This is a genomic window from Cohnella suwonensis (assembly GCF_042655365.1).
GTDB classification, from domain to species: domain Bacteria; phylum Bacillota; class Bacilli; order Paenibacillales; family Paenibacillaceae; genus Cohnella; species Cohnella suwonensis.
The window spans coordinates 1-12,434 of record NZ_JBHSMH010000023.1 but is presented as its reverse complement, the minus strand read 5'-3'; the positions used below and the strand labels follow the sequence as shown (position 1 = coordinate 12,434).

The window sequence follows — 12,434 nt, the reverse complement described above, 5'->3', positions numbered from 1 at the left end:
CTGTCTATATAGAGGGAAATCATGCATTTAAATAAGCCCTATTTCGAAATCCTGACTTTCTAAAGGGAAAAAGTACGCTTATTTTCCTTCTAACTCAGCTAAATGGAGGCGTTTCGGAAGAATTAAATGCATTTTTTCCCTTTAGTATTCAATTAGCCGATTATTCGTGGAAATTAGTAGTATTATTTCCACTTATATTTACGTCTTTAAAAACCGTTATAACTTCTCAACCCGCCGTACCTCACGCCAGTGTTCAATAACGGCATCATTAATACCGTCAACTGGCCGCGTCCGCATCGGAGGCTCTGGTCGTGAACCGGCTCAGGTCGCGAATCGTGTAACACTGTTGGAAATCCTCGGGAGAGATGACGAGTCCGCGCTGCTCCATCTCGATTTCCAGCTTGACGGCTAGCAGCGAATGGCCGCCCAGCTCGAAGAAATTGTCGTTCACGCCGACGACTTCGATTTCGAGCAGCTGCTTCCACATCTCGACCAGCTCGGCTTCGATGTCGCTCGCCGGCGGCTCGTAAGCTTCGTCCGACCGGACTTGGGACAGCGGATCCGGCAATGCCGCGCGGTCCACTTTCCCATTGGCCGTAACCGGAATGGCTTCCATTCGGACGAAATAGGAAGGGATCATATACCCCGGAAGATCCGCGCCCAAGTAATCCCGCAGCTCGCGAACCGGCAGTTCGGCCGGTGCGGCGTAATAGGCGCAAAGCGCTTTTTGCCCGGAGCCGTCCTTGCAATCGAGGACGACGCCTTGGGCGATGTCGGGGTGGCGGAGCAGCTTCGCCTGAATTTCCCCCAGCTCGATCCGGTAGCCGCGGATTTTCACCTGATGATCGACCCGGCCCAAAAATTCGATATTGCCGTCCGGCATCCATTTCGCCAAATCCCCCGTCCGGTACATGCGGGCGGCGCGATCCGCGGCGAACGGGTCGGGTAGGAAACGTTCCTTCGTCAGTTGTTCGGCATGATAACCGCTCGCCAGGCATTCCCCTCCGATGAACAGCTCTCCCCGGGCCCCGATCGGACACGGCTTCCTATCCGGATCCAAAATATAATACTTGGCGCCCCGAATCGGCTTGCCGTAAGGAATGCTCAGCCACTGCGGGTCGATCTGGCCCACCTCGTAGCTATTCGACCAGATGCAGGCTTCGGTAGCTCCGCCGAGCGCCGCGACCCGGCTGCCCGGGAACAAATGCCGCAATTGGTCCGGAAGCGGCAGGGGAATCCAATCCCCGCTGAGCAGGCACAAGCGCAGCGGCGCCCGCGCGCCGCCATGCTTCTCGAAAAACGGAATGCTCTGGGCCAAAGCGGCGGGCGCCGAATCCCAGATCGTGATGCCGCTTGCGGCCATCCGCTCCGGCCACGTTTCCGGCCTGCGGACGTCCTCCTCCGGAACGATGTCGATCGCCCCGCCGGCCGCGAACATTCCGAACACATCGTAGACGGACAGATCGAAGCAAAGCGACGTGACGAAAAACAGACGATCCCGAGCGTTCACGCCGTACGTTCCGTTGACCCAATCGATGACGTTAACGACCGGACGGTGCGGCACGACGACGCCTTTCGGCGTTCCCGTCGAGCCGGAGGTAAAGATGACGTACGCCGTGTCCGAAGGATCGCCCGCGGCCGGAAGCCCGCCGCTATCCTCTTCGTTCAGGCGCTGTTTGGAATAGAAGTTGATCAGGCGCGCGGCCGGCTCCGCGTTCGGTTCTTCCGGCTTCGTGATCACGACGTCGTAACGGAAGCGGAGTTCGTTCTTGAACCCTCGCGTCCTCTTGCGGATTTCGACGCGCAAACCGGGGAATTGGCCGGCAAAACCCGTGAAAAAGTCCTCATGGCAATACAGATGCTGATCCAATTGCACGCGGGTCTTGTAGAAGGCGCCGTGATTCCTTCTGAATTCCTCGAGCGACGATCGGAACTCTTCCTTCTCCGCTTCGTCCGGAACGTCCGCCACGATCAGCGCCCCTCCCGGCCGGAGGAGCCGCACCGCTTCCCGCAGCACGTTCTCCAAATAGAAATAATCGGGGAAAAACTGGATCGTGCTCGGAAGCAGTACCGCGTCATAGGAGCCGTCCGCCATGCCGGATATCTCGTCGGCAAATCCGGTAACGAGCCTTACCCGTTCCGCCAGGCCATCGCCTTCGATCTTGCGAAGGTTGCGTTCCTGCGTCGCCGTCGAAGGATCCAGGCCGGTGTACCGTTCGAATCGCCCGGCTAGCTCGAACAACACGATACCCGATCCGCAGCCGATTTCTAGCGCGGCTTTTCCCTCTCCGGCGTACGGCAAGGCCAGCTCGATCACCCGGTCCCGATATTCGTCCACTTCTTCCTCGGTGAAGAATATTCCCGTGTAAGAGCTAATGAACCCGCCCGACGACACGCGGTCGATGGCTTTGGCCGCGAGATCGTCGAACATCCGGACGACCGATTCCCGATCCGGATGGGCGGTAGCCGGTTCCGGTCCGGATTCATCCATAAGCACGACATGCTCAAGCGAGTTCGTCCGCCACAGGAGGTCGGCCATGGGCGCGAACACGTCCCTTTGCGTGACGATATGGGCGGCGCCCACTTGTTCCAGCACCGTCTGCACCCGGCGCTTGGGCCAAGACGTATCGATCGGGACGTATGCCCCTCCCGCCTTCAGGATGCCGAGCACGCCGACGATCATATCGAATGAACGCCTGCATAACAGGACAACGCGATCTTCCGGACGTACGCCCGTGCTCCGCAGCGTTCTTGCCAATTGGTTGGACCGCTCGTCGAGCTCCCGGTAGCCGATCGTCTCGTCTTTGAATAGGGCAGCTACGGCATCCGGCGTTCTGGCCGCTTGATCGGCGAATAAACGATGGAGCGTCAGATCGCGGGGAAAAGGACCATCCGTATCGTTGAAACCGCGAACGACCGCATCCCGTTCGGAGGAGTCCAGCATCTCCAAGGAAGACAACGGAGCATCCGGGTCGGTCAACAGGCGTTCCAGCGCGCGAAGATAGTGGGAGGCGACGGCCTGCGCGAAGCCGTCCGAATAACGCCGGGTATCGCAGCGGATTTGCAGAAACCACTCCCCTTCCCTTTCCGCGAACCAAAACATGAATTCCGCGTTCATCTCCTCCGGCGCTTGGACGGAATGAATCCGATCGTAGCCGACGGCGAGCGGGATTTGGAATTCGGACGCGTCGTCCGCGCTCCCCCATCCGCGATCCCGAGCGAGCTGGGAGAACGGATAGTTCTGATTGTCCAAGATGTCGGCCAGCCGGTCTTTGAGCTCGTTCAAGAACTCCCGATAGGAGGCATCCGGGTTCGGCGCGAACGGAACGACGAGCAGACGGTTTACGAGCGCGTTCCGTTCGTCCGCGTCGAACACCGGCGTGACGATCAACGCTTCCGGCGCATGGGCGTATTTCCGGGCTACCAACAGAACGCCGCTTAACAATACGAGGAAAGCGGCGATGTCCGAGGCTCCTGCCAGCGCTTTGATTTTGCCGGAGAGATCGGGGCCGAATTCCGTATGCCATTCGCGCAGGGCGGCAGACTCCGCTCCGCTCAGCCTTCGGTCCTCGGGCAAGCGGGTCAATTCCCGTTCCCCTTCCAGAAGTTCGGACCAAAACCGTCTTTCCTTGTCCAATTTTCCGCTCGACAATATTTTCTGAATTTCCAACGCATCCAAACTCATCTGGCATCCTCCCTTTTCTCAATCCTTACAACGCGTTTTGCAACCGTCTCGCGTTCTCGTCCCCGAGCCGCAGCGAAGTCTCGTATTCTTCCAGCATTCGCTCCACGACCAGCGACTCCTCGGCTTTTAGTGCGCCCAAACGCGCGATGAGCTGCTCCAAATACCGATTGTCGAAGCTCATCAGAAATTTCAGCTTGAGGTTGCGAATGAGCAAGGCCGCCTGCTCGACTTTCCGGTAACCTTCGAGCACCTCCGTGGAGCACACGTAGAAGTCGTTCGTTTCCATATACGCCAAGCGCCGATTCATCATTCTTTTGTGCTCCCACAGCACGTAGAAGGGACGATGGTCGATCATCGTTTCTCTTGCCATTTGACGCTCGATTTTGTTCCGCATCCAATCATAGATGTCCATCCCCCAGATGAAAGAGGGTGTCTTCGTCTCCTCGAAAGCCCGCATTCTCCTGTCCGAAGGCTTAGCATGCAAATAATCGTCCATCTGCTCCATGACCCACGGCGCGTAAAAGCCGAAAAACGGTTTGTACAATTCGTTCAGCTTATACAAATGGGTATAAAACGTGTAATGGAACGGCCTCGGCTCGATTCCCTGGAACCCCTGCTCCATATCCTCGTAGCTGACCAGCGTATCTCCGTAGCTCTGGTTGGACAGAAACGCGGAGACATGAAACATCCGGCTTCCGTCATCGTAGCCGTAGATAAAGATGCCGTGATTGTTGGAACGATTCCGATAAGCGACGGTGCCCGGAATGTAAAACTCGTCCACGAAAGTCGATAAGTAATAGCCTTCGTCGATGCATTGCCGGACAAAGTCGGTAAAGCTCGGGGAGAACCGCCGAATCAGGTTCTTGGTCATGCGCGGAGATCCTCCGATGCTCGGCACGAGACTGCAATCGGGGTTCTGCGTATAATAGTCGACCATAACGTCGTCCTTCACGTACAATTGAATAAAATTCGCGTACACCCATCGCAACGCGTCCTTGTCCGTATACAGGATCGACAGATGATAGGCCAGATGGGCGTAGGAAGTCAGATCCGGCGTTGCGATCGGCAATATTTTACGGGCGGACATCGTTCATTCCTCCTTCGTTCTCAACGAAGTTGCATATTCGTCCAGCAGCCGCTCGATCACGAGCGCTTCCTCGGCCTTTAGCGGGATCAGCCGTTCGGCGAGCTGCTCCAGATAGCGGTTGTCCAAGGTCATCCAGTATTTCAACATCAGGTTGCGGTTCAACAAGGCCGACCTTTCGACGCTCCGGTAGCCTTCCGCCGCCTCCGGGGAGACCACGTAGTAGCCTTGACGCTCCATGTAGGCGAAGCGGCGGTTCATCATTCTTTTGTGCTCCCACAGCACGTAAAAGGGACGGTGATCGAGGTAGATTTCCCGGGCGGCGTGGCGCTCGATTTGGAGCAGAAGGAAGTCGTAAATATCCATTCCCCACGCGAGGGGAGGAGAGCTGCTAACCTCGTACAGCTCCTGCACGCGATTCGAAGGCTTGGCGAGCCGATAATCCTCCAGCTGTTCCATGAGCCATGGCACGTTAAAGTCGCAGACCGATTTCCGTCTTTCGTTCAGTTTGTACAAGTGAGTATAGGCCGTATAGTGATACTCGTCAGGCGGTTCGAATCCGTGGAATGCCTTCTCCAGATCGTCGTAGCAGACCGTTGTGCCGCCGTAACGTTGGTTGGACAAAAAAGCGCTTGCATGGAACGTCCTGTTCTCGTCGTCGAAGCCATAAATGAAGATGCTGTGGGGATTGGATCGGTTCTGGTAGCCGACGGTCCCCGGGATATAGAAATCGTCCGCGAACGTCGTCACATAATAGCCGTCTTCGATGCTGTTCCGGACGAAATCGGCGAAGCGCGGAAAGTACCGCTGAATCATCTTCCGGGCCAGACGCGGCGAGCCGGCAAGACTCGGAACTAAATGATGGTCGTCCGGATTGCTCGTGTAATAATCCACCATCATGTCGCTATCCGAGCCCCTCATCAACAGTTGGACGAAATTGCTGTATACCCACCGCATCGCGTCCGCGTCCGTGTACAACACCGAGAGAAAAAAAGCGAAATGACCATAAGAAGCAATATCCGGTTCGGCGATCGGCAATAGTTTGCGGGCGGCCATCGATCGTTCCTCCTTCGGTTTTCTCCTTGAACTCCGCGAGCGTCAGAACCGGAAATCCAGATTGTGGCGGGAAGAGGTTACGGGCCTGTACCCGGTTGCCAGGTCGAGGTCGGCCAAGACGAGATCCGGTCGTTCCGCCAGCCGGGCCAGCAGTTTCCGGTAATCTTCCGCCAACTTCCCGACCGTCGTCTCGCGGAATAACGAGCTGGAATAAGTGACCCATAGCAGCAAGCCTTCCGCATTCTCCCAGGCTTGGAATACGAGATCGAAACGCGACCATTTCTCGTACAGCACATGCGGGATCCATCTCGTATGGCCGCCGCGCGGCAGAGGCGCCTCCAGATTTTGCAGCACGAACATCGTGTCGAACAGAGGATTCCGGGAAGGGTCGCGCAGCTTCAGCTTGCGGACGAGCAGCTCGTACGGATAGTCCGCGTGCTCGTAATCTTCCGCCACCCGCCGTTTGACCTCGCGGGCGAAGGCTTCGAACGTCATCTTCCCGTCCGCCTTGTTGCGGTGCGCCAAGGTATGCACGAACATGCCCGCCATATTCATCAGATCCGGATGGTCCCTGCCGGCATGCAGCGATCCGATGACCCCGTCTTCCGATCCCGTCACCTTCGAGAGGAGCACGTAATACGCGGCCAGCATCGTCAGATGCACGGTGGCGTCGCATCGCGCCGCCAATCGGCGGACGGATTCCGCCATTGCCCGGTCCCATTGAAGAGCCAGCGTTCCGCCCTCGTAACGGCGCGAGGAAGAGGATCTCGGAAAATCGATCGGCAGGTCGGGGGTCGACGCGTAATCCCGGAATCGGCTCATCCAGAACGCGTCGTGCTCCGCGGAAATCTCCCTGCCGCTGATCCATTCGCTGTAGTCCTTATATTGCAAAGTCAAAGGCGGAAGCTCATGTCCCGATAACATGGCGGTCAAATCGTTCAAGAGAATGCCGAGCGAAATCCCGTCCGCGATAATATGGTGGAGATGGAGCAGGAGCATCGTCCTGCCGTCGGTGAATTCGACCAGCGCCGCCCGCAGCAGCGGAGGCCGGTCCAGGGCGAACGCCCTCGCGAACCGCCCGGTCAAGTCCTCCAGTCGTTCCGGACTTTCCCGGATTCGGTCCATTCGGAACGGAACGGCAGGATGAACGGTTTGTACCGGTTCGCCGCCTTCCCATCCGAACGAGGTGCGCAGAGGCTCGTGACGCTCGATCAACCGGACGAATGCGGCTTCCAGCCGCTCGAAGTCCGGAGCGGGCTCCAGCCAGAAGGCGAACGGCAATACGTATAAGGCGCTGCCGGGGCGGGAGCTCTCGATCGTGAACACCCTCGTCTGCGCGGGCGAGAGCCGGTAACCGGACCGGACAGGGGCGGGAGGAATGCCCGGCATCGCGGGTTCCGTTCCGATCTGCCCGATTCGATCCGCCATTTCCGCAAGCGTCGAATGCCGGAACATCTGCTCCAGCGGCATATTGACGCCGAACGTCTCGTGAATCCGCGCCGTCATCCGGGCCGCTTTCATCGAATGACCGCCGAGCTTAAAGAAGTCGTCCCTTCTTCCGATCCGTTCGACTCCGAGTAGCGTTCGCCAGATCGCGGCCAAGCGATTTTCCGTTTCGCCGCGGGGCGGCTCCCCGTCCGGCTCATCCTTGCCGGCAAGCCATTCCGAAGGCCCGGGGAGCGCATTCATGTCGGGCTTGCCATTAGGCGTGAGCGGAATGTCGGGCAGCGGGATCAAATAAGCAGGAACCATGAATCCGGGCAGCCGGCCCGCAAGCGATTCCCGCAGCGCTTCGGCGGTCGGCGCATGTTCCGGATCCGCCGTATAATATCCGATTAAGACGGCTTCGCCCAGCGCGTCCGGTTTGACCGTCACGACGGCATCCCTTACGCCCGCTTGCCTCGTCAGCGCATGCCGCACCTCTTCCGTCTCGATCCGGTAACCGCGAATTTTCACTTGGCGGTCGAGCCTTCCCAAGAAAGCCAGACGTCCTTCCGGCGTCCATCTCGCCAAATCCCCGGTCCGATAAATCCGCGTTCCGTCGGAAGGAAGACGGACGAATTTACTATCCGTCATATCCGGCTTGTTCCAATACCCCCGCGCCAAGCCCGCGCCTGCCACGACAAGCTCCCCGGCCAAGCCCGCCGGTAGCGGCTGCAGCGAATCGTTCACGATCCAAGCTTGCATATTCGGCAGCGGCCGGCCGATCGGAACGATCGCCGATTCCGGCAGCGGCTCCTTACTGCCATTCCATGCCGTCGCGCACACGGTCGTCTCGGTCGGACCGTAGGCGTTCACGTACGTGACGCGGTCACGCCACCTCGCGAGCAGCTCCCTGTTCGATTCGGAGCCTGCCGTGACGAGCAGCCTGAGCGAGGGCATCCGTTCCGGATTCAGATGAACGGCGTAAGTCGGCGGAAGCGTGGCGACCGTGACCGCTTGTTCCCGCATTAACGTCTCGAACTTCCGGAAATCGCCGATGACGTCCGCGGCGGCAATATGAAGCTGCGCGCCGGTCAGCAGCGCCATCGTCAGCTCCCAGATGGACGCGTCGAAGGACGCGCTGGCAAATTGCAGAACGCGCTCGTCGGACCCGATGCCGAGAACGCCTTCGAAATAACGCCGCAAATTGCTTACCCCGCGGTGCTCGACCATGACGCCTTTCGGGACGCCCGTCGAGCCCGACGTATACAGCAAATAGGCCAAATCTTTCGACGAAAGGCGAGGTTGCGATTCGGTCATGACGTCCTCTTCCGGATGAAGCCTCGTCTGTCCGTTAGCCAGATCGATCACGAGACCGTCGAAACGGCGGGACGTGTCGTTCTCTCCCGAGACGATCAACGCGGACGACCGGCTGTCGGAGAGCATATAATCGATTCGCGATGCCGGGTAGGCGGGGTCGACCGGCGTATAGACGCCGCCGGCTTTCAGAACGGCCAAAAAGGCGATGACCCACTCCGCGGACCGGTCCATCATGACGGCTACGCGGTCGCCGGCGACAATCCCTTCACGCTGCAATAGGCGCGCCAAACGATCCGATCGGTCGTCTATTTCCCGATAAGTCAGGCGGTTGGATGGCGTTACTACGGCCGGTTGATCCGGATACCGATTCGTTACCAGCTTGAATTTGCCATGAATCGTCTGTTCGCGGTCATAGGGCTCGGACGTGTCGTTCCAGGACGCTTGCCTGGTTATCTCCTCCCGCGACCGAAGTTCCCATGCGGCCATATCGCTATCGGGATTCGCGGAAGCCTGTTCCAGTACGGCGACGAAGCTTTCCGCTATCGACCTCATCAAGACCGGACTATAAAGACCGGCGTCATAGCTAAAGATGCCGACCCATTCTCCGGCGTTGTCGTTGTCGTTCTCGATATGAAGCCATACTGCCATTCCGTTCGCCTCTGCGAACGAGTTCTCGAATTCCCTCCCTTGCATCGTTTGATAGGTGAAGACGAAACGCTCTATTCCTTCCCGCAATAGCGGCTTGTCCGGTCGGGCATGCCAATACTCGGAATACCGGTTAGCGTCCCGAAACGTCTCGAGCCATTGCCCCAGCCATTCTTTGAAGGAAACGCCCGTCTTCGGTTTCTCGATCATCATCGGTACGAGCCGGCCGGTCGCGCTTCCAAGAAACGCGGGTACGGCTACTGCCCGTTTTTGTTCCGAGTGGGCGAATGCCGAGAGCACGGTTGCCCAAGCGGCGAAGAAAAAGATCAACCGCAAATCGTCGCGCCGTCGGCAATAAAGATTCAAATCTTCCATGGCCGTGGCCGGAATCCGAATCTCGATTTTGTTCTTGCCGATCGCATCTCCGAAACCATCCGGCTGCACAGGAGGCTCATTGACCCAACCTTGCAGCTTATCGTTCCAGAAATTCGACGCTTGCCTTTCGAAAGCACGCTCTTCCAACGTGCGAGGCGACATGAAAGGACCATCTCCTTATGGGGGGGTAAATGGATCTATTCCAATGCGTTCGACAAAACCTCCCATAATGCGACATAATTAGACTTGAAATTCATTTTATAGTAAATTTTGTATGTCAATAGTTTAACAACAGCCCCCGATTGCGGTCAATATCATTTCTGTTCGTTTTTTGTAAAAAATGGTTAACTATATTTCAACATAAACCGAATACAGGATTTGTTTTTCGTTCTCCAGAATAGCTTGGAGCGTATGTTGCGCTTCCGTTAGAAACGCCTTATTGCCGGTTACGCCGTACTTCAGGGCGGAATTTCGCAATTTGACGCAATCCTTTACGACCTGCCCATAGGATCGAGATCGTTCTTCCGAAATATATCCCATCCCATTCATATGCTTTAAACGGTTATACATGAGGGTTTTATGATCGTGCAAAACATGAACCAAACGAAAGTCGGGCGCCTGGCGTTCTTCCTTGACTAACGATAATTGCTTGAACAAGTAATCGTAGATTTCGATCCCATAGGCCGCTACCTTGGTGGAAAGCCAAGTTTGCTCTTTGCTTAGCGTGAACGAGGCATTCAAATAATCGGATAAATAGAGCTTGACCAAATCCGCATCGAAGCGGCACTTCGCGTCCGCGCGGTAGCCGAAAAGTTCGATGCCGTTCATGCGGTCCCCTTCCGGAGGCAAGAGGTAATACGACTGCTCGACTTGCCGATAAGAGACCGCAAAAATGCCGTATTTTACGATACCGCCCGTCGACACATGAAAATCCGCCAAATAAAACACTTGCTCGCGGTCATCGAAACCTACGATTAAAGGGTCGTGCGGAACATGCTCCGCTTCGTAAAAAGGATAGCCGAGCATATAGAAAGCATCCAGGAACAGGTAGACGTATTGCTTATTCCGCAGGCTCTCTTTCAAAAAATTCACCAAACCGCCGCCTAATTCGACGCTTTCCCTCGGGCATCTGGTTACGTCAAGCAACTGGCAGGCATCCTCGGGAGTCGTCGGGAAAGAATAATTAAGCAGCATGAGGTCATCGTTCAGCGCTTCGATCAACTCAAGCTGAATATAGTTCGAATAGATCCAATTGACGCTGTCCGGACTTCTCGAAATGATAGATAGAATATGCGAATGATTAGCCCATGACGAAACGATTGGCTGACCGAGCGGCAGCCGTATGGCATCTTCCATCATCATCCCCCTTGCCGAATCGATTTTGAAATTCCAATTGCTCGACTTCCCCCTTTCATTTACATTCCGGATTATGTTTTCGTATTCAATGTCATTATTACTTAATATTACCAAAGGATATTGACTTCGAAAAGGAGAATACACAAGAAAAGAACGATTCTGGGAGGATATTCAAATGTCCGTGACTCGCAAGGAATCCATTCTGCCTGTCTCCAATCCGATGGTTACGCTATATGCGGCGCATGCGAATGCTTTGTCGGTATTGGAAAGTCGCCCCGGTACCGTACCGTGGCTGCTGAACAGGTTCGTTCAAACGGTATGTTGGCAGAAGGCCTGGGTCGACTATCTGGATTTCAACTTTCGGGACTGCCCTATGCTGAATTACCAACGAATCGACAAAACGTTCATTGCGCTCAAGTGGGATAACGATATTGCAGCCTTTGCCAAAAACGCGATCGACAGCGGCTATTATGTCTCCTTCCTGGTCAAAACCAGATTCATTCCGGCGTACATCCATGGAGGAGATCATTTGCATGAGCTGTTCGTCTACGGTTACGACGACGATGCCCGGGAGTTCTATATCGCGGATAATTTCGATTACGGCAGATATCAGTTCAAGAAGTGTACGTACGAAGAGTTGGACGAGGGGTATTCGCATACGTCCGCCCAAGACGAACGGAAATTTTACGGGGCTCCTCAAGCAAAAGGAGCGATTCAGTTAATCAGCTTCAGCGGAGCCGACGCTCCCGCATTCGATCCGGGGCTGTTCGCGGAATCGTTGGAGGATTATTTGCTAGGCACGATGCCTACATCCGGTTTTAATCTATTCGACTATAAGCCGCACGCCTACGGCTGCTCGGCCGTCTATCAGGTTGCGATCGGCAATATTCGCGAAATCATCGACAAGCCCGACGCTTTCTTCGACATCCGAAGATTCCAAATTTTGTGGGAGCACAAAAGCGTCATGCTGACAAGGCTGGGTTATATGGCGGAACAACGCATGATGGAAGACGCCCGAATCGTCGAGCGTTACCGGGATCTGGAGCGAAAGCTGCACAGGGCAAGAGGTATGATTCTCAAGTATTTCTTTACGCAGGATAAGTCGATCTTGGAAGAAGCGGCGGCTTTCTATCAGACGCTGCTTAACATGGATCTGGAGTGCTCGAACGATTTGCTCCACCGGTTGAAGGCGGGGTCTTGAACGCGGAAAAAAGCCGAGGGAAGAAAAAACCGGAGGCTTTGCCTCCGGTCCTTATACTTTGGGCGGATTCCCATAATGCGGCAATCACCCCCATGACCCTTGTCACTCTTGGGGTAGACCGGTCCGACATCCAGTTCCTGCCTTCGGCTGTTCGCGAAATGTACCTTTATCCCTTCCGATCAGGAGGAGCATAGGAGCAGCTTAACTTCCCCTACATCTTTTCCGCGAAATGGTCGAGTAGGCGGGGCCTCTCCTATCATGGATTGCGCCCCCTACCCCTCACAGATCCG

The 12,434-nt window shown here is 56.1% G+C and carries 6 protein-coding genes; 1 reads left to right on the top strand and 5 read right to left on the bottom strand.

Annotation, left to right across the window (positions count from 1 at the left end; all coding sequences use genetic code 11):
* Positions 1-277: 277 nt before the first annotated feature.
* The 5 genes from ACFPPD_RS09720 to ACFPPD_RS09700 all read right to left on the bottom strand — a co-directional run bounded on the left by ACFPPD_RS09720 (position 278) and on the right by ACFPPD_RS09700 (position 10,943).
* Entirely contained in the window at positions 278-3,685 is a 3,408-nt protein-coding gene (locus tag ACFPPD_RS09720) for an AMP-binding protein (protein ID WP_209749164.1), read from the bottom strand.
* A gap of 25 nt (positions 3,686-3,710) precedes the next feature.
* Entirely contained in the window at positions 3,711-4,772 is a 1,062-nt protein-coding gene (locus ACFPPD_RS09715; RefSeq protein ID WP_209749165.1) for a hypothetical protein, read from the bottom strand.
* A gap of 3 nt (positions 4,773-4,775) precedes the next feature.
* Positions 4,776-5,825: a hypothetical protein gene (locus tag ACFPPD_RS09710; protein ID WP_209749166.1), complete on the bottom strand. Its 1,050-nt coding sequence runs from the start codon at positions 5,823-5,825 to the stop codon at positions 4,776-4,778.
* A gap of 42 nt (positions 5,826-5,867) precedes the next feature.
* Positions 5,868-9,749 carry a non-ribosomal peptide synthetase gene (locus tag ACFPPD_RS09705; protein ID WP_209749167.1) on the bottom strand — a complete coding sequence of 1,294 codons (3,882 nt, stop codon included), beginning with the start codon at positions 9,747-9,749 and terminating at the stop codon, positions 5,868-5,870.
* A gap of 186 nt (positions 9,750-9,935) precedes the next feature.
* The gene (locus tag ACFPPD_RS09700; protein WP_209749168.1) at positions 9,936-10,943 is read right to left on the bottom strand and encodes a hypothetical protein; all 1,008 of its coding nucleotides are present in this window, start codon (positions 10,941-10,943) and stop codon (positions 9,936-9,938) included.
* Positions 10,944-11,118: 175 nt separating this feature from the next.
* Here ACFPPD_RS09700 and ACFPPD_RS09695 point away from each other — a divergent pair, with 175 nt between their 5' ends.
* Positions 11,119-12,144, top strand: coding sequence for a hypothetical protein (locus ACFPPD_RS09695; protein ID WP_209749169.1), 1,026 nt, complete (start codon positions 11,119-11,121; stop codon positions 12,142-12,144).
* Positions 12,145-12,434 lie beyond the last annotated feature (290 nt).

Excerpts from the sequence above, each read along its gene's own strand:
- ACFPPD_RS09695 (WP_209749169.1), top strand. The coding sequence starts at position 11,119 with ATGTCCGTGACTCGCAAGGAATCCATTCTGCCTGTCTCCAATCCGATG.
- ACFPPD_RS09715 (WP_209749165.1), bottom strand. The coding sequence starts at position 4,772 with ATGTCCGCCCGTAAAATATTGCCGATCGCAACGCCGGATCTGACTTCC.
- ACFPPD_RS09700 (WP_209749168.1), bottom strand. The coding sequence starts at position 10,943 with ATGGAAGATGCCATACGGCTGCCGCTCGGTCAGCCAATCGTTTCGTCA.
- ACFPPD_RS09705 (WP_209749167.1), bottom strand. The coding sequence starts at position 9,749 with ATGTCGCCTCGCACGTTGGAAGAGCGTGCTTTCGAAAGGCAAGCGTCG.
- ACFPPD_RS09710 (WP_209749166.1), bottom strand. The coding sequence starts at position 5,825 with ATGGCCGCCCGCAAACTATTGCCGATCGCCGAACCGGATATTGCTTCT.
- ACFPPD_RS09720 (WP_209749164.1), bottom strand. The coding sequence starts at position 3,685 with ATGAGTTTGGATGCGTTGGAAATTCAGAAAATATTGTCGAGCGGAAAA.